This is a genomic window from Spirosoma sp. (assembly GCF_026391055.1).
Classification (GTDB): Bacteria; Bacteroidota; Bacteroidia; order Cytophagales; family Spirosomataceae; genus Spirosoma.
This window is the reverse complement of the sequence record NZ_JAPLET010000019.1, coordinates 392,365-418,940: the sequence shown is the minus strand read 5'-3', so window position 1 is coordinate 418,940 and position 26,576 is coordinate 392,365. Positions and strand designations below refer to the sequence as shown.

Here is a 26,576-nt window from a genome sequence, read left to right as displayed (position 1 = left end):
TTAATTATCAATCAGAATCGTAGCAGCTTCAGACTTACGCATAGCCAGACAATAACCGGCCACATTCAGACAAATAGGATCACCAAGTGGTGCTTTGCTGTGCAGACAAACCTCGGCGCCGGGCAAGCAGCCCATTTCGAGCAGTTTAAGCGACATCAATTGATTATTAAACGACTCAATGGTGGCTCGTTCTCCAATTTTCAGGTCAGCTACGCTACGCTTGCTCATGGTTTCTTTGAGTCTAATCTTTATTTAGATTCAGTTTAATTAACGCAAGTTTACAACGGAAAGTTTGTTGATGCAAATCTACTTTATCAAATCCCACGCAAATCGGAGTATGGTTGCCGCGATCAACATCAGAAAAAACACCCGGATAAATTGATTACCTTTTAGAATAGCCAGCCGCGCCCCTAAAAAAGCGCCTGACAAATTTGCCACGGCCATCGGTAAGGCAAAAGCAAAAAGGATTCGGCCTTCATGAAAAAAGAACAGAGCGCTTGCCAGATTCGTTGATGCATTGATCAGTTTAGCATGTGCATTGGCCTTCAGGAAGTCAAAGCCGATCAGGGTAATGAACCCGAGCACCAGAAAGCTCCCCGTTCCAGGCCCGAAAAATCCATCGTAGAAACCGATCCCCCCCCCCCATGAGCCACATGCGCGTTCGCTGCTGGCTCGCCGTGACTACCCGATGCGACACCTGACCGAAATTTTTTTTCGTCAGGGTGTAACTAAACACACCGATCAGAATAACCAACGCAAGAGGCTTCATAAAACTGTTGGGTACCCGCGTGAGCGTCCACGACCCAAGCCACGAAGCCGCAAAGGCTATTGCCATCATCGGGCCGATAAACCGACCTACTACCGCTACCCGCCGGCTGTACTGAAAGGCACCCATCAGACTGCCTGATAGAGAGGGTATTTTGGTGGTACCAATAAGGGTTGGAACCGGGTATTGAGGCAGACTAAACAGGATAGCCGGTGTTTGAATCAACCCACCTCCACCAATGATGGCATCGACAAAACCTGCAACGAATGAGAATCCGCAGAGAATAAAAATCGTATTAAAATCCATTGACAACGTACTCCTCTCTTTACTAACACAAGGGTGTTCGGGTTAAAATCCGCCAACCTGCGACTTTGCTTTATTAAGGCTAAAAGCAAGCGCTTCGTTCACACAACCAGCTTTTCAGTTGATTAATTGGTCATTATCATCCCATAAGCTTGTCCGATCGGCGATGACAGAAAACGTCCGGATGCAGATGCACAAACTATTTCTTTTTCGCATCAGCATTGCGCCGTAAATTTGCCGCATTAATAGACAAAGTATGGCAGAATCGGTACGGCAGCTGAGTGCACTAATGCGGAAGGAGTTTCTGCTGGAGTGGCGGCAACGGTATGCGCTCAATGGCATGTTGCTATACATGGTGGGGGCCGTGTTTGTTTGTTACCTGAGCTTTAACGCACGACGTGGTCAGCTAACGCCCATTGTCTGGAATACCTTATTCTGGATTATTCTGCTATTCACGGCCATCAATGCCATTGCCAAGAGTTTTGTGCAGGAAAGGGCCGGACGCCAGTTGTATTATTATACACTCGCCAGTCCGCAACAGATTATACTCTCGAAAATCCTCTATAATACCGCTTTAATGCTGGTATTGGCCTTTCTGGGTTTTAGTGTGTATGCATTCGTATTAGGAAATCCGGTCAACGATGTGCCGCTTTACCTGCTGACGCTTGTACTAGGTGCCATTGGCTTTGCTTCGTCCTTGACCCTTGTATCAGGCATTGCCAGCAAAGCCGAAAACCCGGCTACATTAATGGCTGTACTAAGCTTCCCGGTTATCCTGCCACTCCTGCTGATGCTGCTTAAGGTATCGAAAAATGCGCTCGATGGGCTGGACAGAAGTGTAAGCTGGAGCGAGATCGGCACCGTACTGGCCATTGATGCCATTGTTTTGACACTTTCCTGGTTGCTGTTTCCATTTTTATGGCGGAGTTGAGTTTGGCGGGCGGTCCGCCGTTGCGGGGTAACCCGCGCTGTTAGATTAGATAAGCGGGTTTCGCCCGCGCTACTTATATGAAAAAGAATTGGTGGAAGGCCCTAGGGGTCATCATCCTTACGTACGTCATTTTTCGGGGGTTGCTGGGTGTAGTACCGCGCCAGCCTATATTGAACGAAAGCATCCGAAACGTGTATTTCCACGTTCCCCTTTGGTTCAGCATGATTGCCCTGCTGCTAACCTCAGCCATTTACTCGATCCGGTATCTCCGCAACGGCCGACTCGGCGATGACTTGGTTGCCGTTGAATTTGCGAATACGGCGATACTATTCGGGCTGCTGGGCTGCCTGACAGGGTCTATATGGGCTAATTTTACCTGGGGCGAACCCTGGCCAAACGACCCCAAACTGAACAGCGTTGCCATTGGTATGCTGATGTATATGGCTTATCTGGTGCTACGGGGTTCGTTCGATGATGAACAGCGACGGGGACGCATATCGGCCGTTTACAACATCTTTGCCTTTGCGGTCTTTATACCGCTCATTTTCATTATCCCTCGCCTGACCGACTCCCTGCACCCCGGCAACGGTGGCAATCCGGCTTTCGGTAAATATGACATGGACAACCGAATGCGGATGGTCTTTTATCCGGCTATTATCGGGTTTATCCTGCTGGGTGTCTGGATTACTGAACTGCGTGTTCGATTCAGACGGCTGAAAGTGGCGCTGGATGACTAAAGTCATGCATCATTTTCGGAATGATTACCCTTATTTTTGCGTTATTTTTCAACAACCCGTACAACAATGCGTCTGCCCTCCCGCTTCATTTGTCTTTTAGCGACTTTGCTTCTGTTTAGCCAGCATTTATTGGCCCAGCAACCCGTTACCAACGGCGTAGAAATGGCCGATAAACTACGGGCTGATGGCAAAATCTGGGTCGTGGTCGCCGTCATCGCAGCTGTATTCACGGGTATTATTGTTTACCTGGTGCGGCTCGACCGTCAGATTGCCAAGTTGGAAGACGAAGTAAAAGATAAAAAGAAGCAATTTAGTCTATAGTTCGTTGTGTGGTTGAATGCCCGAAAGCATACCACCCGTTAACCAATTAACCAAAATGAAAATCTCTCACATAATCGGTATCATCATCATTGCAGTAGCCATCGGTGTCATTGCGAGCACAGCGGGCGATGCCAGCGTTTACACGACCTTCACCAAAGCCGAGCAGATGAAGAAGGAAGGCGACGACAAGATGATTCACGTTGTTGGCAAAGTTCAGAAAGATGCCCAGGGTCGCATAACGGATATGCTGTACAACCCCGCAATCGACCCAAACCACTTTGAGTTTACGCTGATCGACAACGAGAACCGGGCGCAGAAAGTAGTCTTCAACAGCCCCAAGCCCCAGGATTTCGAGCGGTCGGAACAGATTGTAATCATCGGCGCCATGCAGGGTGATCATTTTCAGTGCAACAAGATTTTGCTGAAATGTCCTTCTAAATACCAGGACGGCAAGCTGGAAACAACGGAGCACGAAGCCAAAACGGCACAATTATGAGCGTACAGGAAATAGTGAGAGCAGCAAAAGAATTACCGGTTAACGAATTAGATGGACTGGTAACACCCCTTTTTGACTTCTTTCATGAGCAGTGGGACAAGCAGATAAAAGAAGACGCTGGAGCAGGACGGCTCGATGATTTGCTCAACGAAGCTAGAGAGGATATTCGTAAGGGTAGAACGAAACCTTTATGAATCACCACACTACGTCAAAGTTTTGGAAACATTATGGCGATTTGCCTGAAGCCATTTAGGAATTGGCAGATAAGAATTTTGACCTCCTTAAGATCGATCCATCGCATCCATCGTTGCATTTCAAAGAGATTAGCGGAAAAGAGAACTTATGGTCAGCACGTGTAGGCGATCATTTCCGTGCGTTAGCTATACGCGAAGAGGAAGTTTACTGATTTTGGATAGGCTCCCACGCAGCGTACAATCAACTCATTAAGCGATTATGATACATACCACAGTCGGGCAACTCGGCCACTTTTTTGTTATTCTCTCGTTCGTTACGGCCCTCGTAGCAACGGCAGCGTATTTTATTTCGGCGCTCGGCTGGGGCCGTTCCCTACAGGCGGAACCCGTTGAAGAGCCTCAGCTTGCGTATGCCGGCGAAGCGAGTTTTGGCAACAAAAAGACGCGGCACTCGGCTAAGTCAGTTGCCAAGGCTAGTACACCACCGGCCCGAGATGACTGGCGAACACTGGCGCGCTGGGCTTTTTACCTGCACGGCCTTGCCGTGGTTGGTGTAGCCGCTTCGCTCTTTTACATTATTTTCAACCACTACTTTGAGTACCATTACGCCTGGAGTCACTCCTCACGGGCGTTGCCGGTGCAATACATGATTGCGTGCTTCTGGGAGAGTCAGGAAGGCTCGTTCCTGCTTTGGCTGTTCTGGAATGCTGTATTAGGGGCTGTATTGATCCAGAAAGCGGGTACCCGTTGGGAAGCGCCCATGATGGCTATTTTTGCGCTGGTACAGGCGTTTCTGGCGTCAATGATTCTAGGCGTCGTTTTCGGTGATACGTTCAAGATTGGCTCTTCGCCCTTTCTGCTGTTGAGCGAAGCGATGCCGGAAGCGCCCATTTTCGCAGCCGATCCTAACTTTATTCCTAAGGATGGTAAAGGCTTGAATCCGCTGCTTCAGAACTACTGGATGGTCATTCACCCGCCTACACTCTTTCTGGGTTTTGCCCTTACGCTGGTGCCTTTTGCTTATTGCATCGCCGGCCTTTGGCGCAATCAACCGCTCGAATGGATTCGCCCGGCCCTGCCCTGGACGCTCTTTGGTGCTATGATTCTGGGTATCGGCATCATGATGGGTGGCTACTGGGCTTACGAAACACTTAACTTCGGTGGCTATTGGAACTGGGACCCCGTTGAGAATGCAGTTTATGTCCCCTGGCTCGTAATGGTGGCGGCCCTGCATACGATGCTAATCGCCAAACGCTCGTCAACAGGCCTGAAAACAGCCATCATTCTAACCATAAGCACATTCCTTCTTATCCTGTACGCTACCTTCCTGACCCGTAGCGGTATTCTGGGCAATGCCTCTGTGCACTCATTTACGGATCTAGGCCTTTCCGGTCAGTTGCTGATTTATCTGCTGGTTTTTGTGGCGTTGTCCGTGCTGCTGGCGGCCCGTAAATGGAAACAAATCCCATCGGATGCCGAAGAGGCTTCTGTCTATACTAAAGAGTTCTGGGTGTTTATTGGGGCTACCGTACTTTGTCTAGCTTCGTTTCAGGTGATTGCAACAACCTCCATCCCGGTTTATAACAAGATTCTGGAAGCATTCGGGAAAGTTTCTAATCTGGCGTTACCCGCCGATCAGATCGCTCACTACAACAAATTCCAGGTTTGGTTCTTTGTGGTTATTGCTTTAATCACGGGTGTTGGCCAGTTTATGTGGTGGCGTAAAATCGAGGGCAAGAAATTCGAAGCACTCATTACCCCAGGTATTCTGACCTTACTTGTTAGTGCCGCCCTCATTGCCTTTGGTGAGATGAAGAACCCGGTATACATGGCGCTGCTCGTTGCTTCGGTGTTTGCCCTGATGACCAACGGTACTATTTTGCTGGGTGTTATTCGTGGTAATTACCGGTTATCTGGTGGGGCGATTGCGCACATTGGTATGGCACTGATGCTAATTGGTGTGCTCTACTCCGCCGGTTTCTCGAAAGTTATTTCTATCAATAATACGGGACTGCTGATTTCAAAGCAGGACGAGTTCACCAAAAACGATAACAAAGAGAATAAAGAAAACACGCTGCTCTGGTTGAACCAACCCGAGCGTATGGGGCCTTATCAACTGACCTATCGTGGCCAGCGAATCGAAGCGCGCGATATGCCCGGTTATATCTCCCGTAACGATGTTGAAGTAATTGAAGGCGATTTCCACGGCATTGCTCTGCGCGACCTTGAGCAGAATGGTAAGCTTTACCACAAAAAAGGTGATACGCTGGCTTTATATCCGGAAAACACCTATTATGAAGTTGAGTACCGCGAGCCGAATGGCAAGATTTTCAACCTTTACCCGCGTGCTCAGGTAAACGAGCGGATGGGATTGCTGGCCTCACCGGATATCCGGCACAAGGCAGACCGCGATATGTACACCTTCGTATCGTCTGTTCCCGACCCATCGGCCGAGAATAAGTGGGAGAAAACCGAGACGTATTCCGTTGCTATCAAAGACACATTCTTCCTGAACGATTACGTGGCTATTCTGGACGACGTTGCTCGTACCAATGATGTCGATGGAGTAGAAATTGGCCCATCCGATGCCGCTGTGCGGGCCAGAGTTCGCGTACTCGATAAAAATGGCGAGCACATCCTCAACCCGGCCTTCGTCATTAAAGATCGAATGGTAGCCCATCCTGCCGAGATGAGCGATGAACTGGGCGTTCGTATCCAACTCAACGAGATCGATCCCCGCACCGGCAAGTTTACATTTGCGGTTAACCGGACTCAGCGCGACTATATCGTGATGAAAGCCCTGGAGAAACCTTTGATCAATCTGTTATGGATTGGTACGCTCGTGGTCGTGCTTGGCTTCCTGATCGCTACCGTTCGCCGGTATCGGGAGTTCAGCAAGATGAAAAGTAAACAGGGTGCTTTGTAAAGATGAAACTTTCAGAAATACTCCTTTTAGCTGTTGCTGCTGGCTTTCTGGTTATCTGGATTGCCGAATACCAACGAACCAGCTTTGGCGACAGTTATTGGCTATTGATGCTGTTTCTTGGCTTTTTGCTGGCTTTTCAATACGTTCGTACCAAACGGCTCGAACGGGAAAAAGTGGTCTCCCCAACCATCAAGCAAATGGTTGAAGACCGAAAGAAGAAAAAGAAATGATGACCGGGTCGCCGGTCCGATGGTAAATGGTGAATGTTTTGCTCAGGCATACTACTCACCATTTGTCATTTATCATCGCACCGGCGACCCGGTCATTAGTAAACAATGGAACCCTACGCTCTTTTATTTGGTGCCTTTCTTGCCCTAGTGCTGGCGGGTTTTTTCTCGGCTGTCGAAATGGCCTATGTATCGGTCAACCGTTTATATTTTGAGCTGCATAGCAAGCAGGGGCCACTCAGTGAGAAGCTTGTATCCGGTTTTCTGAAAAACCCGATTCTCTTTGTCGGTACAACCCTAACCGGTAATACGCTTTTTCTGGTTCTCTACACCGTTCTGGGCGTAACCGTTCTCAACCCGCTGCTGACTACCCTCCTGCCCGCCAGTTGGACCGCCCATGAGTCAGTCGTCATTGGCATTGAAACGCTGATCCTAACACTTATTTTCCTACCCCTGGCCGATTATATTCCCAAAAGTCTGGCGCTTATTCATCCCGACCGCTTTCTGGAAGCGCTGGCCGTGCCCCTTTGGGTTATTTATAAAACCATTGCGCCCGTTGTTCGGGTATTAGTTGGCACGGCTCGCTTCTTTATCCGGTATATACTGCGAAAAAAAAATCCGGAAATCCGGCCCGTTTTCGGCTTGACAGACCTTAACCATTACCTTCAGCAGCTTAACCAGAAAACAGACACTGAGAAGGAAGTAGAGGTCGATACCCAGATTTTTAATAACGCCATCGAATTTCGGGACGTGCGTGTACGTGATTGTTTGGTACCCCGCACCGAGATTACAGCCGTTGCTGTAGATGATACCGTTGAAGAGCTTCGACAAGCGTTTCAGGGTAGCGGTCACTCAAAAATTGTTGTTTACCGCGATACTATAGACGATGTAATTGGCTATTGCCACGCGCTGGCTTTATTTAAGAAGCCCGCTACTGTCGAAGAAATTATAACGCCCATTATTGTTGTGCCAGAAACCATGCCTGCCCAGGATTTACTTTTGCGCTTTTTGTCGGAGCGTAAGAGTCTGGCTTTGGTTGTCGATGAATTTGGGGGTACGGCCGGTATTGTTAGTGTGGAAGATATGGTTGAACAGATCTTCGGTGAGATCCAGGATGAATACGATACCAACGAAGACTGGGTCGAACAACAACTCGATGAAACGAACTGGCTGTTGAGTGCACGCCATGAAATTGAAGATCTGAACAAGACCTACGACTGGACTATTCCAGAATCTCCTCAATACGATACCCTCGGCGGCTTAATTCTGGCTACCCACGAAGACGTTCCTCAAGTTGGCGAGGTTATTGAATTTTCGCCCTTTACCTTTACTATTATTTCGATGGACGGTACTCGAATCGACACGGTAAAAGTCCATCTGAACAAAGAGTAGTCCACCATTGCTTTTTATTATTTACTGTTAACTCGTGAGTCAATCGTCCATTCAAAGAACTGTAGCGCGGCATCTGCTCGCCGTACAGGCTGTCCGGCTTAAGCCAAACGAACCCTTCACCTGGAGCTCAGGCTGGAAATCTCCCATTTATTGCGACAACCGGGTTACGCTGGCGTATCCTGAAGTACGTACATACATAAAAAATGAGTTAGCCGATGCCATCCGAAAGCGTTTTCCGTCGGTCGAAGTCATCGCAGGTGTTGCCACGGCGGGTATTCCGCAGGGCGCATTAGTGGCCGATGTATTAGGTATACCATATTGTTACGTTCGGCCCGAGCCTAAGTCGCACGGCATGGGGAAGCAGATCGAAGGGCACCTGACCAGTGGTCAGCGCGTGGTTGTTATTGAAGACTTGATTTCTACGGGTGGCAGTTCCCTGAAAGTTGTCAATGCCCTCCAGGCGGCCGGTGCGGAAGTATTGGGTATGGCCGCCATTTTCACGTATGGCTTTCCCGTAGCCGACCAAAACTTCGCCACGAAAAACATACCGCTGATCTGTCTGAGTAATTATGACGCGCTCCTGCTTGAAGCGCAGGAACTGGATTATATCCCGGCCGAAGCCATGGAATCGCTGGCGGCCTGGCGGCAGAATCCGGCGCAGTGGGGACAGTAGGTAGTTATTGATTAATGGGTATTAAGTTAGTGGGTGGTGAGTTTATTAACCCTAGTGGTAAATGAGTAAATTAGCCCTGAATAACCATTCACTTACTAACCATTAACCTTAACAACATGGCGCTGATCACCGCCCGAATCGAGCGAACACCGTACGAAACGCATCTATCGACCTCTTCGCAAGTCATTGTTGCCGATGAGCCGTCAGATGTAGGCGGTCAGGACCGGGGTATGGGGCCGGGTGAGTTACTGGCTGGCTCACTGGCCTCCTGTACCGTTATGACCGTACGAATGTATGCCGATCGAAAAGGATGGCCACTCGACTCGGCTGTTGCCCACGTTGAGTATACGAGTGATTCAATCGCTCAACGGTCGCAGTTTACCATGAAACTTATTTTAAATGGTGACCTCACCCACGAGCAGCGAACCCGACTTGCCGAAATAGCCGACCGCTGTCCTATTCATCGAACGTTGCAGAATCCTATTGATTTCGAAACCATTCTCATTGAAGATAACCATCAGCAGCCTTAAGGACTCCTATTAATCGAAGGCTTATTCGAAACTGTTTACTACGCCCATAATACCCATTTATATGGCCGAATCAATCCCTTCTCCTGATATCACAAAAACCTATACGAACGGTGAAATAACGGTTGTCTGGAAACCTGCCGTGTGTATTCATTCCAAACTCTGCTGGACGCAATTAAGCGAGGTTTTTAACCCCAGAGAGCGTCCGTGGGTCAAGATGGAAGGTGCAGGTACCGAACAAATTATTGGGCAGGTTGATCGTTGCCCTTCCAGAGCGTTGAGCTATTACCGAAACGAAGAGAACCTGCAACCCGGAAATATACAAGCCGAAAGTATTGTAGAACCATTACCCAATGGCCCTCTACTGGTATACGGCAACCTTACGGTGAAAAGTAACGACGGGCAGGAAACTAAGAAAAGTAAGGTTACTGCGTTTTGCCGCTGTGGTGCGAGTAGCAACAAACCTTACTGCGACGGATCGCACGTAAAGGTAAATTTTGTGGGTTGATTACCAAGCGGCCATACTAAATGTATTTAACAGAATACTCTTTTTCTTATAAAGCCAGACAATCACATATTTATATAGTATACACCTCAACTCTGGCAACAACGGCAACTTCAACTCCCGTACCTAGACATCAGGCAACATCGAACTAAGGTCAGAGCCATGTGTAGGATAGGCAAAAAGCATTGCACTCATATCTTTAGCCTTGATTTGATGCCGGATGGCAAGTGTAAATAGGTTGATCAATTCTTCAGAACCTGATCCCAGTAAGTGTGCTCCTACAATCATACCGGTCTCTGCATCCACCAGCGTTTTAAACGAAGTGAACGACTCATTGATACGTCGGCTGCTGTACCAATCACTCGTTTCCTGGAATGTTACTTGTACCTTAAGTCCTTTGTCTTTCGCCTGTTCTTCTGTCAGGCCAACGGAGGCTAACGTCGGGATCGTAAAAACAGCCGTTGGCACAGGGTTATCTTCATACATCCGGTTGTTACCGTTCAGAATGTTCTCGGCAACAATGCTTCCTTCATACGAAGCCAGGGGCGTTAAAGGCAGTCCTTTCTCAGCTACATCCCCACAGGCATATATACCCGGATTTGACACGCTTTGTAGGTATTCGTTGACGACTATCCCTTTTTTCCCAACCGTAACATCGGCATTTTCCAGCTGAAGTTCAGAAACATCGGCTACACGTCCGGCAGCATGAACGACCAGGTTCGTGGAAACTGTATGCTCTTCGTCCTGTTGTGAATACCGAACAATCAGCTTATCCCGATCCCCCTCCAATGCTGTTACCTTGGCGCCCAATATTATGTGAATACCAATGGCCTTCATCGCTTTCACAAGCAAGGCTACCAAGTCGGCATCAAACCCCTCCAGCGGGCGTTGGCCCTGATGAATAATGGTAACATTAGCTCCCGCGCGGGCAGCAATATGAGCGAATTCAAAAGCGATGTAGCCCCCGCCTACCATAACAATATTGGCCGGCAGCCGGGGAAGCTCCAGAAACCCGGTACTGTCGATCAGTAACTCTTCTCCGTGAATGTTGAGCGGTTGGGGCCGCTGCCCCGTTGCGACAACAATATGATTTGCCGTAAGCTCTACTTCATCAACCCGCACGGTATTGGCTGACAAAAACGAAGCAACTCCTTGAAAGAGTTGAATACCTAGGTCAGTAAACTTCGATTGTGTTCGCTCCGGAATCGGGCTGGTAAACGTCTTTTTAAACCGCATCAGGTCCGACCAGTCAATGGTGGCGGGTAAGGTAATGCCTTTACCGGTCAGTTGTGCCGAGCGGGCCACAATTTCGGCCGCCCCTACCAGTATTTTTTTAGGATCGCAGCCCCGTTGCGAGCAGGTTCCACCAAAAGGTAATTTGTCAATTATAGCCACCGATTTACCGGCTTCACGGGCAGTTTGAGCAACCGTAGCACCCGCCGAGCCGGTGCCGATAACAACTAAGTCAAAAGTAAGCATACCCATGAAGACGGTGAATGGTCATGTGTATAACTCGAAAACTACCCTCACCGGCTAAAAAAAGTGGCTGATTCATCCGAATCAGCCACTTCATTACATTAAAAATATGCGTTAATTACTTAGGCCACAGCCTCGTACAACTCCTCGCGTTGTGCTTTTACGCGCTCGTCGGTGAGGTATTCATCGTAGGTCATCAGCTTGTCCAGAATACCGGCCGGGGTTATTTCAATAATGCGGTTGGCTACCGTCTGCACAAATTGATGGTCATGCGAGGTAAATAGGATTGGTCCTTTGAAGTCGATCAGGCCGTTGTTTAACGACTCGATGGATTCGAGATCGAGGTGGTTAGTTGGCTCGTCGAGCATCAGGAGGTTAGCACCCGACAGCATCATTTTCGACAACATACACCGCACCTTTTCTCCCCCGCTCAAGACGGTTGCTTTTTTCAGTGACTCTTCGCCGGAGAAAAGCATCCGGCCCAGGAATCCGCGGATGAAGCTTTCGTCCTTCTCTACCGAGTATTGCCGCAGCCAGTCGACCAGGTTAAGGTCAGTCTGGAAAAATTTCTCTTTTTCAGCATCGGTTGGAAAGTAGGACATCGTAATCGTGACTCCCCAACGGAATGTACCCGAATCCGCTTTACGTTCGCCCGCCAAGATGTCCAGCAAAGCCGACACGGCCAGTCCATCGCGGCTAAACAAGAAAATCTTATCCTGCTTATTCATAGTGAATGACAGGTTCTCAAACAGCTTTGTTCCATCTTCGGCCGTGTAGGTCAGGTTTTCGACCGTCAAGATCTGATCGCCGGGTTCACGTTCCGCTTTAAAGTTTACATACGGATACTTACGCGACGAAGGCTGAATGTCTTCGAGCGTCAGTTTTTCGAGCAACTTGCCCCGACTTGTAGCCTGCTTTGATTTCGACGCGTTGGCCGAAAAGCGACGGATAAATTCTTCGAGTTCTTTCCGTTTGTCTTCGGTCTTTTTGTTTTGGTCCTGCCGTTGCTTAAGTGCCAGTTGGCTCGACTCGTACCAGAACGAATAGTTACCAGCAAAGAGCTTCACCTTGCTGAAGTCGACGTCGACAATCTGCGTACAGACCTGGTCGAGGAAGTGACGGTCGTGGGAAACGACGATAACCGTGTTTTTGAAGTTTGCCAGGAAGTTTTCGAGCCACAACACCGATTCCACATCAAGGTTGTTAGTAGGCTCGTCAAGCAACAGTACATCAGGATTACCAAAAAGTGCCTGTGCCAGCAGGACCCGAACTTTCTCCGAGCCATTCAGGTCACTCATCATCGAATAGTGTAGATTTTCCTTGATGCCAAGGCCCGACAGCAGACTGGCCGCATCTGACTCGGCATCCCAGCCGTTCATTTCGGCAAACTCCGATTCGAGTTCAGCGGCTTTTTCGCCGTCTGCATCCGTAAACTCTTCTTTTGCGTAAAGAATATCTTTTTCCTGCATGATGTCGTACAGGCGTTTGTTACCCATAATAACGGTTTGCAACACAGGAAACTCGTCGTAGGCGGCCTGGTTCTGGTTCAACACCGACATCCGTTCGCCGGGTGTCATGGCAACAGACCCTGTTTGCGGCTCAATTTCGCCCGACAATATTTTCAGAAACGTTGATTTACCCGCTCCGTTGGCGCCAATGACGCCGTAACAGTTGCCTGAAGTAAATTTTATAGTTACGTCGTCGAAAAGCACCCGCTTACCATAGCGCAGAGAGACGTTTTGTACCGATACCATCTTGTAATTTCCTTTTCAGATTAAGCCGCAAAGATACGCTTTTTTGGCGGTAAATCAGGCTTTCTGAATAAGGCAGTATAGACGGCAACGTTTCTTTTCGACAGTATATACAGGAAAAAATAAGATTGAAATGTAGAAGAGAATCCTGCTCTGCCTGTAAATCCTGTCGAAAGGAAAATCATTTATTCCGCACACACCGGAAACCCAAGTTGTTGCTACCGCTGCTCACTTCACCTTTCCCCCGGCTACCAGCCTTATAACGCACACAATACTGATCACTACACAAGAATGAGCCGCCCCGCTGTACGTGTTTCACAGCACCGGGTTCCTCAGGATCGTAGCTGTCGGAAGGCCCCTGGGGATCAGCTTTCGGTGATTTTATGTAATAATCCGGTCGGTACAAGTCCTGACACCACTCCCATACATTACCGTCCATATCATACAGCCCGTAAGGATTAGCGGGGAATGACTTGACGGGGGCTACGCCCGCGAAACCATCTTCGGTAGTGTTCTTTGATGGAAAATCACCCTGGTAAATATTGGCTATCCATTTGCCGGATGGCTTCAGTTCATCGCCCCAATAATAAGTCCGATTTCCTTTTCCGCCCTGTGCCGCAAATTCCCACTCAGCTTCGGTAGGCAGGCGCTTTCCGAACCATTTCGCATACGCCATGGCATCCTCATAACTGACATGAATGACCGGCTCGTTCTCATGCCCCTTTAGGCTGCTTTTCGGCCCGTTGGGATGATTCCAGCTTGCACCTTTCACGTATTCCCACCATTGTAACGGATTGGCCAGCGAGACCTTTTGAGTGGGTGGCGTAAATACGGCTGACCCCGGCACCAAGTCTGCGGCAGGAACGCCCGGATAATCTGCCGGATTCAGCGGGCGTTCAGCCACGGTCTTGTAGCCGGTAGCGGTTACGAACCGGGCAAACTCAGCATTGGTCACTTCGTGTTCATCCATCCAGAACGGTTTCACGGTAACCGAATGCACCGGACGGGCATCGGGGAACTCGTCGGACCCCATCAGGAAGGTACCGCCCGGTATCAGGACCATATCGGCCGTACTGGCTGCACTTATGGCTGTACCCGACGATGCCTGCCGAATAGCGGCCGACCGGGAGGGCATTCCCTTTGCCACACAGGCAGCCGCCGAGTCCGACGACTGACCTTGTTCACTCGTCGATTTGTCCGTTGTACTACAGGCTATCAATCCAGCAAACAGCGTAACTCCTAAAAAGGCCTTCAGCATAGCACTATAGTTTACTCTCCATGATTTTGAGAGCTTCATCGTCTTTATAATGAATTATCTCTTTTTTCAGTTTCGCCTTGAGGTCAGCGGTAATGGTTTCGTAGCCTTTGGAACCGTACAAATTATGCATTTCCTGAGGGTCGTTTTTTAAATCGTATAACTCCCAGAAGTCTTTCACCTCATAAAACCGGGCCAATGTGTAACGGCCTGTCCGGATACCGAAATGCGGATAAACATGGTGCGGCTGCGGGTACTCGTAATAGTGATAATACGCTTCCTTGCGCCAGGGCACTTTCTTGCCGGCCAGCAACGGCAGGAACGACTCACCCTGCACGCCTTTGGGGATGGCCGTACCCGTCAGATTCAGCAACGTTGGTGCCCAGTCTATATTGGAAATCAACTCATTGATTTGTGTTCCCGGTTTGATAACGCCCGGATACCTTATTACAAAAGGCGTTTTCAGAGACTCTTCGTAGATAAACCGTTTATCGAACCAACCGTGCTCGCCCATGTAAAAGCCCTGATCTGACGCGTAAATGACTACTGTATTTTTAGCCAGTCCGCTTTTGTCCAAATGGTCCAGAAGCTCCCCGATGTTGCGGTCGAGGGAACAGGCGGTGGACAGGTAATCTTTTATATACCGCTGGTACTTCCACTCCACAAGGGCTTTGCCGGTGAGCTTCTTTGCATCGAACTCTTTGCTGATTTTATTTTCGTAGTAGTCATAAAACGGCTTTTTCTGCTCAGGCGTAAACCGATTGAAAATACCGCTCTTTTCGTAATCGGCGTGAACCTTCAAATCTTCTTTTAGCCGCATCGTTTTGTCGATGGTCATGTCTTGGTCTTTAGCGGCTTCCCGACCGGTATATTCATCATAAAACGTAGGAGGCAATGGAAAATTAACGTTGTCGTACGCTCCAAGGTCCGGTGCATCAGGCAACCACTCGCGGTGGGTGGCCTTGTGCCCTACTACCAGAAAAAACGGTTTCGACGTGTCGCGCTGATTGAGCCAGTCGATCGACAACTTCGTGACAACATTGGTCACGTAGCCGGGGTAACGAACCGTTTCATTCTTCGAATTGATGAAATCCGGGTTGTAATAATGCCCCTGACCGGGCAGCACATTCAGATAATCGAAGCCGTTTGGTAAGCTGCCGAGGTGCATTTTGCCCACCCAGGCCGTTTGATAGCCGTTTTTCTGTAATTCTTCCGGAAAGACCGGCTGATTCACATCAAATACCTTTTCGTTCAGCTTGTAGCCATTCAGGTGGCTGTATTTACCCGTGAGCAAGGTAGCCCGGCTTGGTCCGCAAATAGAATTGGTGACCACATTAGTATGCAAAATAGCCCCTTCCTTTGCAATGCGGTCAATGTTAGGTGTTTTCGTGAGTTTACTGCCATAGGCACTGATGGCTTGAGCGGTATGATCATCCGAAAAAATAAAGATAATATTGGGGCGGGCTGGTGGTAAAGCAGACTCCTGCTTCTTCGTGCTGCTGATAAATAAGGCCAGCGAACTGGCAACCACGGCGCCAATTGCAAGGATAGAGAGACTGTTCTTTATTGTAAGCATAACCGTTTCGAACGTGAGACAAATCAGGCAACCGATCTTCAGTCAAAGGATGACTCTAAGCCTTTTTTACTTAGGCCATTCACCCGGCCCCATTGCCATACACTGAAGCCCTGTCAACACTATTTTTCTGTTTGGCCTCATATTTTCGCCAACTCCTGCCACGAAATCAAGCCAATAGCCACCACAGCCAGGGCAAGACCAATCTTGTTGGCCGTCGATAAATGTTCCCGAAAAAACAGCGCGGCAACGAGCGCAGCCAGCAATATGACGCCGATGTTGTACAATGGATAAACAAATGCCCCGTTGCTCCCAAATGCCGATAGCGCCAGTAACAGGGTATAAAAACTTAAAAAATTCGGGACCCCCAATGTCACAGCCCCCACCAGACTCCGAAGCTGGATTCGTTCTTTTCCCTGAATGATCCGCAACAGCAGCATGAGCAGTCCGGCGGCAACAGCCCCAACAACCATCGTGAGGGTTACCTGAACGGTTTTGTCAGCAGATGGAATATAGCGCAGATTCATGTAGTTTATCATGGTATTCGTTGCGCCGTAGAACAAAAAAACCGCCACCGGCAACAGCGTACTCAGCCCCAGCCGTTTAGGTCTTAACGATGCCTCTCCTGCTGTCTGCTCAACGGTTGTTTCTTTTTTGTACGTACTTAGGCCAACCGCCACCAGAGCCAGTACCAGACCAAGGTAGTTCAGCGAATCGAAAGCAGCGGCCCCGCCCCCAGCCTGGAAAACAAACAGGCTGAAACAGACCGGTATCACCAGCGACAGGTTATTGGCCAGTGAGGTTGCCGTAATGCCCATGCGCTGTGTAGACGCGCCCGACAACAAAAATGTCAGAATAAACCCTACCCCAAGCCCTAAAGCCAGCCAAGTCCAGGTTTGCGAAAAGTCGATGGAAAATGATTGTCCGGCCGGTAGTAGCAGAAACCCAGTAATGAAACAAATAGGGTAATTGAAAACAATGGCTTGGAAGGTATTGATATTGTAGCGCGGGAACAACCGAAAATTCAACAGCAGAAGCACCGAAAGCAGAATACTAAGGCTTAAGAAAAGCATAAGCGGAGGGTGGTGGGTTCGTAAATTTCAGGCTAAGTTACTTCACGGTTTGGTTGCGCGCTTATCTTTATCGACCGTTCTGAAAAATGCTTTCTCTGTTATGAAAAGGAAATTTCTTTTTCTTCTGCTCCTCCTCTGGTTGCCGACGGCCCTGTGTATGGGCCAGCAGAAGTTACTGGTTTCGGCAACCGTTGCGCCGAGTGTGTCCCATACGAATTATATACATCGATACTATTATCCGAACAGCGACGGCCAGATTGTGGAGCCTGTCTATATAAACGGCATCCGCTGGGCAACGGGCTATTCGGCTGGCGTTTCGGTCCTGTACAACTATGTACCTGGCTGGTCAGTTTCCTCAGGCATTTGGTTTCAGCAGTTGACCACCCGACAGGCCCGGCAAACAGCCGCCGGAGACGGTACAACGACCATTCACAACCGGGCCGTCCGCATTCCTCTACTCTTGAACTATGTGTCGTCAACGAACCGCCTGTCGCCTTATTTCTCGTTCGGATTGATGACAGACATACCCCTACCATCGCGCATTGTGGTTCACCGAACCGGCGAGTCGACGCAGTACCTGAAACTGGAAACCAGCACCCGTCCCATACTACACCTCCTGGCTGGCATTGGCGGACGTTACCAGATCAACAAGCGCTGTACACTCATGGCGCAACCTATATGGACTTACAAGTTCGGACAAATCGGGGGAGCCAATACTTACAACTCCTCCTTTGAAGTCAGTCTGCTTACACAGGTTGCTTATGCGTTTTAATGTGTAACTGTCCAAATTTTTGACAACAAGCAACCACTTTTAAGCGTACATTTGCGCCCTTTTGTTCAGTAAACAGTCCGTCTTTTGGTCGCTTTCTGTCATTATACAAACAGTAAGAAGCCTAAATATAGGGCTGGTGGAGACAGCTACGAATGACAAACATTTCTTGCGGAATCGATTTTGGCACATCCAATTCAAGCATTGCCATTGCCAACGACGGCCAAATCAGCCTTGTACCGGTTGAGCAGGCGCAGGTAACTATACCCAGCGCAATTTTCTTTCGGCGCACCGACAACAAAGCGTTCTATGGCCGGTTAGCCATCGGCATGTTCCTCGACCGGCAGGACGGTCGATTCATGCGGAGCCTTAAGCGAGTTCTGGGAACGTCGCTCATGAAACAGGGAACTCTGGTTAATGGCGCATCCATGAACTTCTCAACCATCATCACGTCTTTCCTACAGCACATACGGGAAAAAGCCGATACGGTAGCTGGTCAGGAGATTGACAATGTAGTCATGGGGCGGCCGGTTCACTTTGTCGACAATAACCCACAGGCGGATATTCAGGCGCAGGCCGAATTACACGCCATTGCCCAGCGCATCGGTTTCAAAAACATTGAGTTCCAGTTCGAACCAATTGCAGCCGCTTTCGCCCACGAAGCCCGACTAAGCAGCGAAAAACTGGCGATAGTTGCCGATTTAGGGGGCGGAACATCGGATTTTACGGTGATTAAACTCGCCAGCCAATACATTCACAAAGCCGACCGCTCGGAGGATATTCTGGCCAATACCGGAATTCGGGTGGGAGGCAATGACTTCGACAAAGAGTTGAGTCTGGCGGCCATCATGCCCGAAATAGGCTACCGGAGTACCTACGGCGACAAGCGGCTGGAGGTACCTCTGAAACCTTTTCATGACCTGGCCGAATGGAGTAAAGTCAACTTTCTGTACACACCCAAAATTATTCAGCAGGTTCGGCAGTTACTCCACCAGTCGCACGACAAAGCCCGTTACCGACGACTATTACAGGTGCTTGAAGACGAAACCGGCCATACTTTGCTGTCGGCCGCCGAAGGAACCAAAATTGCCCTAACGGCTGAAAACGAACACAAGGCTCCCATGGATTTCATCGAAACCGGCTTTTTCATACCGGTGCAACGTGCTCTATTCGAAGAAGCCATTGCGGAGGAAGTGGAGAAGATATCCCTTTCGGCCAGAGAGTGTGTTCAACTCGCGGGTGTTAGCAACGACGATATTAACCTGGTCATTCTGACGGGTGGTTCCACCGAAGTAAAATCAATCCAGACCGAATTTAGGCGGCTCTTCCCCAAAGCAGCCATTGCCGATGAAAACAAACTTTCCAGCGTTGGACTGGGTCTGGCCTACGATAGCCAGTATAAATTCGGCTCCAGTTCTCAACCAATACTAAGTACATGTTAACCCTGAAGCCGATACAGGTAAAAACAGGACTGGATACCACACGACGAACGGTCGACTGTGAAAGTTATGGGCATAATGATTAGCTTCAGGCAACAGATTCAGGCAATCTACCTCTTTTGTATATAGGCTATTCCATGACTTCTATGTTACGTTCTTTTCGTTGCTTTTGGTTGTCTATTAGCTGGCTGAGTACGGTGTCAGCCAGCGCACAGGTAACTTCTGCCAACCTGTTGAACCACCAGACCGACCAGTTTGTCAGACAATTAATGGACCGTGCACACGTGCCTGGCTTGTCGATAACCATCATACGGGATGGCCAGCTATACTACAGCCAGGGGTACGGCCTGACGAAATCCGACTCTACTCAGCGGGTCACTTCCGAAACCATTTTTGAGGCTGCTTCTCTAAGTAAGCCGGTTTTTGCATACGCTGTACTTCAGCTAGTTGAACAGGGGGTGCTTGATCTGGATAAGCCGTTATTCGAGTATTTGCCCTACCCCGATGCTGCGGACGATGAGCGCTATAAAAAGATAACAGCCCGACTAGTGCTAAGCCATAGAACAGGTTTTCCGAACTGGCGCAAAAATCGGAAATTACCTAAATTGTCCATGGTAGCGCCCCCCGGCGAACGGTTTGGCTACTCAGGTGAAGGATATGTCTATCTGCAGAAAGTCGTAGAGAAAATTTCGGGTAAGCCATTAAATACGATCATGACAGAGCAGGTGTTTACCCCCCTTAAAATGACTCGAAGCAGTTATATATGGAACCCGGCCTTCGATGCCAACTTTGGCCTGCCGCATGATCAGGAGGGACAGGCTGAAACAAAGTATAAATCCAATATGGCAAATGCAGCCTATTCCCTGCAAACCACTGCCGATGATTACGCCCGATTCGTACTAGCCATTATGACCTCCCGAGGTCTCAAACCGGGCACTATAGATCAAATGCTGTCGTTTCAGGTACGGCTTCCCAAATCGTTCTCGGGCGGAGAGAGCCTGTCCCCAACGCTACATTGGGGACTCGGGTTTGGTCTGGAGCGCACGCCCGAATCAGACTATTTCTGGCATTGGGGCGACAACGATACATATAAATGCTATATAGTAGGAAGCAGACAGCGCCGGGATGGGGTTGTGTATTTCACTAATTCAGCCAACGGCCTGCGTTTAGTGAGTGAGCTAAACCGTCATTTTATGGGTTTCGATACATCTACTGTAGACTTTTTAGGCTATAAGTCGAATTAAACAGCAGACATTATATAACCCTGGCTGACCGTGTCGCCACTGCTGACTGAGATGTGAAGTAGGAATAAAAGATCTCAAATTTATCTGGGTCAAACTGATTACGGGCTTACTTCCCACAGCTTATGCTAACAGTGATTATCACGCTTCAGCCGATTCTTAAAAACGGCGCAAAAAACCTACGGCATCAAAATAGAGTCAGGATAGGTTAAAATACATTAATTTACTATAACTATATTGTTGTAGAATTGTATTCTTTTTAAGAAGATCCCCGTTTTTCATTTTTGCCTGGTTGTAAACAAACACCATACTTTTCACAACGAAGGTTAATTTTTTCTCTGTGAGGGAGTTTCGCGCTACTGGCAACTGAAAACTATAGTTAAAAAGCTATGGTATCTATATTGCATATTCAAAATAGTGTCAATCATACACGATATAGTGAGTAGTCATCAACTTGTACCTGAAATTTGTTTTCTAAGCCTACCAATCTTACCCTTTAACTAGAACAGTACCATTTTTCACCAACGTATAATTAAGTGAACCTCAAGACTCCCAACATCCAGGATCAGATCTTATGGCAATCCTATCGTCAGGGCAATAAACAGGCACTGGGTCAGTTGGCCGAGCGCTACTATCGCACGCTGAAGCATTATGGGTTAAAATTTATGGTCGATGGATCAATCGTTGAGGACTGTATACAGGAGCTTTTTCTGCAACTATGGCAAAATCGTACCCAGATTAATGAAACAGAATCGGTTAAGCACTATCTGTTAAAGGCCTTGAGACATCACATCCTGCAATCACTGCGGGCTCAAAAGAAACAAGCATTTGAAGAGCTGGACTGGGAGTCTTCCCTGGCCGAAGATACCAATACAGAAACCCTGCTGATTCGGCAGGAGTCGCTGGCCATCCTGTCGCATACCATTCAAGCGCAACTGGCTACTCTACCAGCTCGCGAACGGGAAGCTTTATACCTGCGCTATTACGAGAACCTGTCTATTCCTGAGATTGCCGAAGTCATGGAAGTGAATCGGCAGTCGGTTTCCAACTTTCTGCAAAAAGCCCTTGGCAAGCTGCGTACCAAGTGGCTTGTACCTCTCTTTTTCCTTGTCTGCATTTTTCTGAAAAAAAATTTGCTTTAGGAAGGGTATCATTGGGGGTAATCCCCATACTATCAATAAAAATACCTGAAAAGTACCAATGAGCCTTCCAGTTGGAGAGTTATCGACCGTCGAAGATTTTTTAAGAAACGATGCTTTCCGGACCTGGCTCATGGAAAGACGACCGGAAGATCAGTTGGCCTGGCAACAATGGCTGTCTGAGAATCCGGAGAAGGTTGATCTGTATGAGCAAGCCGTGGCTGTATTCCTGACCCTCCAGGGAAAAACAACTCCCCTCTCAGATCAAGAGGTAAAAGACAAAATACAGCAGATTCTAAATCATATACCGGATGAAGACACGCCGGTAAAACCATTGATAGGCTGGCAGTGGGGGCGCTGGGTAGCGGCAGCCAGCGTTCTGTTCTGTTTGATCTGGTGGCAGGCAGGTAAACCATTCATCCGGTCAGTAACCGATATAGCAGGTACCAAAGAAACACGTGGCATCCAGACGGGTGAGTGGAAAGTGGTCAGAAATGCAGCGGACCGCTCAATGACTGTTCTACTTCCAGAACAGTCGTCGGTTCTGCTGTCGGCCTACAGCCAGATTCGTTTTCGGATGGGCCCAATGTATGATCTGCGGGAGGTTTACCTCCAGGGCGAAGGATTTTTCGAAGTAGCCAAAAATCCGGCGAAACCATTTATTGTGTATACGAATCGGTTGACGACCCGGGTAACGGGCACAAGCTTTCAGGTTCGTTCGTTTGTGAATGAATCCAACGCTTTTGTGAAAGTCAAGACGGGGAAAGTATCGGTGACGCCGGTTGGCGCTGCCGGTTCACCTCAGAAAGAAGTATCGCTGGTGGTCAATCAGCAACTCAAGATCAACACGAAAACGAACAAGGTCGAAAAAAAGGTAAGTCAGCCGGTGGAGGTCGGTCAATCAGACATTATTTCCCAGCCATTCAAGTTTGACTTCACACCCGTTCCGGAAGTCCTTTCTCAATTAGAGGCTACGTATCATATGCCTATCGTTTATGATCATGACTTACTTAAAAACTGCACCTTCACCGGACAGCTGAACGACGTTCCGTTTCTTGAAAAAATCCGGTTGATCTGCCAGACAGTTGAATCCAGTTACAGCGTCGTAAATAACCAGGTCGTCATTAAGAGCGCCGGTTGTAATTAATGGTCCCTAACCCCTTACTAAACAACTCTATGATATAAACATCAACATCTCCTTTAACGGTAAAGGGCGACAGTGCTTCCAACACTATCGCCCGTAAATTCTCCCAATTTTTGTGCTTCCAACACAAAACCCTTGCAGCAAGGGTAAGGGAATTTTTTGTCCATTCTTCAGCAAAGAACAACAACGTACACAAACTTATGCATTCCATTTTACTTAACCGCAGTGTTTGGGTCAGGATTATGAAAATCACAAGTCTACAAATCTTGCTTGTATTCGCCCTGGTCAACATCAGCTTTGCCTTCGACGGCAACGCGCAGGAACTTTTAGGCCGAAGAGTCAGCATTTCGGCTCAGAATCAGGACGTTGAGACGGTCTTTAAACGAATTGAAAAACAGGCTAATGTTCAGTTTCTGTTCAGCCGGGAAATCATTCAGTCGAAGCGAAAAGTAACCTATCAGGCTAGCAATGAACAGCTTTCTCAATTGCTGGATCATATTCTGACGCCCCTCAACTTAAAATACGAGGTGATTGGTCAGCAGATTCTAATAAAACGAGAAACGGCCCCGGTCACACTCCCTCAGCAAAGCCAAACCAGCGAACTCAGAACGGAAGAAGCACAGGACGTGCAGCTCACCGGCCGGGTTACGGGCGATAACGGAGAAGGATTACCAGGCGTAAATATTCAGATAAAATCGACCAATCGCGGCACCACGACCGACGTAAACGGTAATTATAAACTGACTGTACCAGACGGCGCAGGAACGACGCTGGTTTTTTCGTTCATCGGCTACTTGACGAAAGAGGTAGCCGTTGGCTCGCAGACGACCATTAACGTTACCCTCGCAACTGACGACAAAACGTTGAATGAGGTTGTTGTAGTAGGCTATGGTACCCAGCGCAAACGGGACGTGACGGGCTCTGTTGTGTCCGTAAACGAAGCGACGCTGAAAGAAGTCCCTGCCCCGAACATCGTGAACCAGTTGAAAGGCCGGGCGGCCGGGGTAACGATTGTCAGCAACGGGTCAACACCGGGTTCACAAGGATCAATACGGATTCGGGGAAACCGAACGCTAACAAGCGGTCAGGGTTCGTCAAGTGATGGACTGGATGGTCCGCTGGTGGTGGTCGATGGTATTCCCTACGGCGGTCTGAATGATATAAACCCGGATGACATTGCCAATATGGAAATCCTGAAAGATGCTTCCGCTACCGCCATTTATGGATCACGGGGCGCGGGGGGCGTTATTCTAATTACCACCAAACGGGGAAAAGTAGGTAAACCTGTATTTACCTACGACGGCTACCATGGCATCACCACCATCATGGGCAAGTATAACATCATGAATGGCCCCGAGTATGCCCAGTTCAAACAGGAGGCAGCCAAATACAACCGTACGGCTCCCGGAACCACGGCCTACCCACTGACCATTAAGGAGCAGGCAGCCCTGGACGCCGGTATTTCGACAGACTGGCAGGATCTGATCTACAAAGCCGGCTTCAATACCAACCATCAGTTGGGTATGCAGGGCGGAACTGATAATACGCAGTACTCACTAGGCCTTGGTTATTTTAATGAGACGGGTATTATACCCAGCCAGAAATTCGAACGGTATACCATCCGCGCTACTATCGACCAGCGCCTTGGGAAAAGCATCAAGATCGGTTTGAATACCCTGAACACGCTGACCTACACCAACACCCCCGGTGGTGGTGGCGTACCGGGTGGTCTGGTTCGGCTAACGCCTTTAGCGTCTCCTTATAATGCCGATGGTACGGTGAATCTGTTTCCGTCGGAAGGGTCAATCGACGCGGCCGGAATCAGCCCGCTAACCATTATCACGAAAAAAGATGCGTATCTGGGCCGTACGCGATCTATTAGAACGTTCAACAGCCTGTATGCCGAGGTGAACATTCTGCCAGGTCTGCGGTATCGGTTCAATGCCGGTCTGAACTTCAGCCAGTCGAACTACAATGGCTACGGTGGACCACTTACCTATTTTAACTCTGCAACGGTTCAATCGTCGTCCAACGCCGAGATCAGCAATACGGAATACTGGGACATTAACCTCCAGCACCTGCTGTATTACGACAAAACGTTCGGCAAGCATAAACTGGGCTTTACAGGATTGTACGAAGTGACCCAAAACCACTCGCTGGGTAGCCGGTTTACAGTGACCGGTGTGCCTGCCGACTACATCAAAACGTCGAACTTCTCGCTGGCGTCGGGCCAGCCTGTGGCTAACTCAGACTTTGGCAACTCGTTCGCCGAAACAGGGCTGCTCTCCTACATGGGTCGGGTCAATTACAGCTACAACAGCCGCTATCTGTTGACATTAACCATGCGCCGGGATGGTTCGTCTACCTTATCCCCGCAGAATCGTTACTTTAACTACCCCGCCATTGGCGCTGGCTGGAACATTATCGACGAGCCGTTTATGAAAAGCGTTCCCGCTATTTCGAACCTGAAACTGCGGGGTGGTTGGGGAATCTCCGGCAACCGGAACGTAGGGGCATACTCGACACTGGGTGCTCTGTCGGCGGGTTATTACAACTTTGGCCTGGGAACGGCCGGGCAGCAACTGGCCTATACGGTTACCAGCCTGCCCGCCAGTAATTTGGGCTGGCAGTCAACCTCGCAGGTCGATGTGGGGATCGACTTTGGCTTCCTGAATAACCGGATTACGGGTACGGTCGACTGGTATCTTCAGAAAACAAAAGACATTCTGCTGTCGGTGCCACTGCCTGCCAGCAATGGTGCCGGTTCGACGCTGAAGAACCTGGGTAAAACAGAAGGCCGGGGTTTAGAAACATCGCTGACGTTTGAGATTTTTAGAAAGCCCGGCGGTTTTAACTGGAGTGCCGACCTGATCTATTTCTTTAACCGGGAAAAAATCACCCAGCTCACCACCCCAACCGAACTCTCCAATGTGGGTGCAGGCTGGTTTGTAGGAGAGCCGCTGTCGGTCATTTATGACTACAATAAGATTGGTATCTGGCAAACGGCCGACAAAGAAAATGGTACCCTAGCCAAGCAAACCTCACCCGTGCAGTTTCCTGGTCAAATTCGGGTTGAAGACGTAAACGGCGACGGGAAAATTGACCCCAGCGACCGCAAGATTCTAGGCAATTTTCAGCCCAAGTGGGAAGGTGGCCTGACCAACCGCTTTACCTTCAAAAACTTCGATGCGTCGATTGTGACCTTCGCCCGGATGGGCATGAAAGTAGTCGTACCTTACCTGACGGGTAACTCCACCGGATCGGGCGGGTTTGCGTTCTACAACCAGGGCCGGGTAAATCAGGTGAAAACTGACTATTGGACGGATACCAACCCAACCAACGCCTTCCCCGCTCCCGATGCTGGTGGTGCTGTGGCTAATTTTGGCTCAACGCTGGGTTACTACGATGGGTCATTCGTTAAAATCAGAAGTATCAACCTAGGCTACACCTTCACCAGCCAGTTGATCAAAAAGATTGGTGCCAGTTCGGCCCGGGTTTACTTTAACGCGACCAACCCCCTCATTCTGTATTCGCCTTTGGTACGCGACAAACTGGCTATCGATCCGGAGGGCAATAGCTATGCTTCGGGTCAGTCAACGCTCAATGACCAGTCGGGAAACCGGGCAACACCGGAGCGCCAGATCGCGGTAAACCTGAACAACCCACCGGTTCGCCAATTTACATTCGGCGTAAATCTTAAATTCTAATCCTTGACACT

25 protein-coding genes are annotated in these 26,576 nt (G+C 49.0%); 17 read left to right on the top strand and 8 right to left on the bottom strand.

Going from position 1 to position 26,576, the window contains the following annotated elements; translation table 11 throughout:
• The 3 genes from NT073_RS12455 to NT073_RS12450 all read right to left on the bottom strand — a co-directional run bounded on the left by NT073_RS12455 (window position 1) and on the right by NT073_RS12450 (window position 1,072).
• Window positions 1-228, bottom strand: coding sequence for a FeoA family protein (locus NT073_RS12455; protein ID WP_012926051.1), 228 nt, complete (start codon window positions 226-228; stop codon window positions 1-3).
• A 78-nt stretch (window positions 229-306) separates the two neighbouring features.
• Entirely contained in the window at window positions 307-633 is a 327-nt protein-coding gene (locus tag NT073_RS33365; protein ID WP_366107246.1) for a TSUP family transporter, read from the bottom strand.
• Entirely contained in the window at window positions 554-1,072 is a 519-nt protein-coding gene (locus NT073_RS12450) for a sulfite exporter TauE/SafE family protein (protein ID WP_366107242.1), read from the bottom strand. Before NT073_RS12450 ends, NT073_RS33365 begins: the two co-directional genes overlap by 80 nt.
• A 253-nt stretch (window positions 1,073-1,325) precedes the next feature.
• Here NT073_RS12450 and NT073_RS12445 point away from each other — a divergent pair, with 253 nt between their 5' ends.
• From NT073_RS12445 to NT073_RS12395, 11 genes are all read left to right on the top strand, one after another.
• Window positions 1,326-2,000 carry a heme exporter protein CcmB gene (locus NT073_RS12445; RefSeq protein WP_297373551.1) on the top strand — a complete coding sequence of 225 codons (675 nt, stop codon included), beginning with the start codon at window positions 1,326-1,328 and terminating at the stop codon, window positions 1,998-2,000.
• Between the two features lie 77 nt (window positions 2,001-2,077).
• Window positions 2,078-2,737: a cytochrome c biogenesis protein CcsA gene (gene ccsA, locus NT073_RS12440; protein WP_297373548.1), complete on the top strand. Its 660-nt coding sequence runs from the start codon at window positions 2,078-2,080 to the stop codon at window positions 2,735-2,737.
• 66 nt (window positions 2,738-2,803) lie between these two features.
• Window positions 2,804-3,058, top strand: coding sequence for a CcmD family protein (locus tag NT073_RS12435; RefSeq protein WP_297373545.1), 255 nt, complete (start codon window positions 2,804-2,806; stop codon window positions 3,056-3,058).
• A gap of 55 nt (window positions 3,059-3,113) precedes the next feature.
• Window positions 3,114-3,554: a cytochrome c maturation protein CcmE gene (locus tag NT073_RS12430; protein WP_297373542.1), complete on the top strand. Its 441-nt coding sequence runs from the start codon at window positions 3,114-3,116 to the stop codon at window positions 3,552-3,554.
• Window positions 3,551-3,748, top strand: coding sequence for a hypothetical protein (locus tag NT073_RS12425; RefSeq protein WP_297373540.1), 198 nt, complete (start codon window positions 3,551-3,553; stop codon window positions 3,746-3,748). Before NT073_RS12430 ends, NT073_RS12425 begins: the two co-directional genes overlap by 4 nt.
• Before the next feature lie 259 nt (window positions 3,749-4,007).
• Entirely contained in the window at window positions 4,008-6,674 is a 2,667-nt protein-coding gene (gene ccsA, locus NT073_RS12420) for a cytochrome c biogenesis protein CcsA (RefSeq protein WP_297373537.1), read from the top strand.
• A 2-nt stretch (window positions 6,675-6,676) separates the two neighbouring features.
• Window positions 6,677-6,904, top strand: a complete 228-nt coding sequence (locus tag NT073_RS12415; protein WP_012926042.1) for a hypothetical protein — start codon at window positions 6,677-6,679, stop codon at window positions 6,902-6,904.
• Between the two features lie 105 nt (window positions 6,905-7,009).
• Window positions 7,010-8,293, top strand: a complete 1,284-nt coding sequence (locus NT073_RS12410; RefSeq protein ID WP_297373532.1) for a hemolysin family protein — start codon at window positions 7,010-7,012, stop codon at window positions 8,291-8,293.
• A 34-nt stretch (window positions 8,294-8,327) separates the two neighbouring features.
• The gene (pyrE, locus tag NT073_RS12405; protein ID WP_012926040.1) at window positions 8,328-8,966 is read left to right on the top strand and encodes an orotate phosphoribosyltransferase; all 639 of its coding nucleotides are present in this window, start codon (window positions 8,328-8,330) and stop codon (window positions 8,964-8,966) included.
• Between the two features lie 116 nt (window positions 8,967-9,082).
• Window positions 9,083-9,496, top strand: a complete 414-nt coding sequence (locus tag NT073_RS12400) for an OsmC family protein (protein ID WP_297373526.1) — start codon at window positions 9,083-9,085, stop codon at window positions 9,494-9,496.
• A 61-nt stretch (window positions 9,497-9,557) separates the two neighbouring features.
• On the top strand, window positions 9,558-10,001 hold the full coding sequence (locus NT073_RS12395; protein ID WP_297373523.1) for a (4Fe-4S)-binding protein: 444 nt from the start codon (window positions 9,558-9,560) through the stop codon (window positions 9,999-10,001).
• 123 nt (window positions 10,002-10,124) lie between these two features.
• On the opposite strand, the gene NT073_RS12390 is transcribed toward NT073_RS12395, so the two are convergent.
• The 5 genes from NT073_RS12390 to NT073_RS12370 form a co-directional block, all read right to left on the bottom strand.
• Window positions 10,125-11,477 (bottom strand): NAD(P)/FAD-dependent oxidoreductase, encoded by a 1,353-nt coding sequence (locus NT073_RS12390; RefSeq protein WP_297373521.1) that lies wholly within the window; start codon window positions 11,475-11,477, stop codon window positions 10,125-10,127.
• A gap of 119 nt (window positions 11,478-11,596) precedes the next feature.
• A complete protein-coding gene (locus NT073_RS12385; protein WP_012926035.1) occupies window positions 11,597-13,228 on the bottom strand; it encodes an ATP-binding cassette domain-containing protein in 1,632 nt (543 codons plus the stop codon).
• 178 nt (window positions 13,229-13,406) lie between these two features.
• On the bottom strand, window positions 13,407-14,483 hold the full coding sequence (locus NT073_RS12380; protein WP_297373515.1) for a formylglycine-generating enzyme family protein: 1,077 nt from the start codon (window positions 14,481-14,483) through the stop codon (window positions 13,407-13,409).
• A 4-nt stretch (window positions 14,484-14,487) separates the two neighbouring features.
• A complete protein-coding gene (locus tag NT073_RS12375) occupies window positions 14,488-16,056 on the bottom strand; it encodes a sulfatase (RefSeq protein ID WP_297373512.1) in 1,569 nt (522 codons plus the stop codon).
• A gap of 137 nt (window positions 16,057-16,193) precedes the next feature.
• Window positions 16,194-17,126 (bottom strand): EamA/RhaT family transporter, encoded by a 933-nt coding sequence (locus tag NT073_RS12370; protein WP_297373509.1) that lies wholly within the window; start codon window positions 17,124-17,126, stop codon window positions 16,194-16,196.
• A 100-nt stretch (window positions 17,127-17,226) separates the two neighbouring features.
• On the opposite strand from NT073_RS12370, the gene NT073_RS12365 reads away from it, so the two are divergent.
• The 6 genes from NT073_RS12365 (at window position 17,227) to NT073_RS12340 (ending at window position 26,565) form a co-directional block, all read left to right on the top strand.
• A complete protein-coding gene (locus tag NT073_RS12365) occupies window positions 17,227-17,898 on the top strand; it encodes a PorT family protein (protein ID WP_297373506.1) in 672 nt (223 codons plus the stop codon).
• A 152-nt stretch (window positions 17,899-18,050) separates the two neighbouring features.
• The gene (locus tag NT073_RS12360) at window positions 18,051-19,337 is read left to right on the top strand and encodes an Hsp70 family protein (RefSeq protein ID WP_297373503.1); all 1,287 of its coding nucleotides are present in this window, start codon (window positions 18,051-18,053) and stop codon (window positions 19,335-19,337) included.
• Window positions 19,338-19,480: 143 nt separating this feature from the next.
• Window positions 19,481-20,578 carry a serine hydrolase domain-containing protein gene (locus NT073_RS12355; RefSeq protein WP_297373500.1) on the top strand — a complete coding sequence of 366 codons (1,098 nt, stop codon included), beginning with the start codon at window positions 19,481-19,483 and terminating at the stop codon, window positions 20,576-20,578.
• Window positions 20,579-21,111: 533 nt separating this feature from the next.
• A complete protein-coding gene (locus tag NT073_RS12350) occupies window positions 21,112-21,717 on the top strand; it encodes a sigma-70 family RNA polymerase sigma factor (protein ID WP_297373497.1) in 606 nt (201 codons plus the stop codon).
• 58 nt (window positions 21,718-21,775) lie between these two features.
• On the top strand, window positions 21,776-22,861 hold the full coding sequence (locus tag NT073_RS12345) for a FecR family protein (protein ID WP_297373494.1): 1,086 nt from the start codon (window positions 21,776-21,778) through the stop codon (window positions 22,859-22,861).
• Window positions 22,862-23,058: 197 nt separating this feature from the next.
• Window positions 23,059-26,565, top strand: coding sequence for a TonB-dependent receptor (locus tag NT073_RS12340; protein ID WP_297373491.1), 3,507 nt, complete (start codon window positions 23,059-23,061; stop codon window positions 26,563-26,565).
• Window positions 26,566-26,576 lie beyond the last annotated feature (11 nt).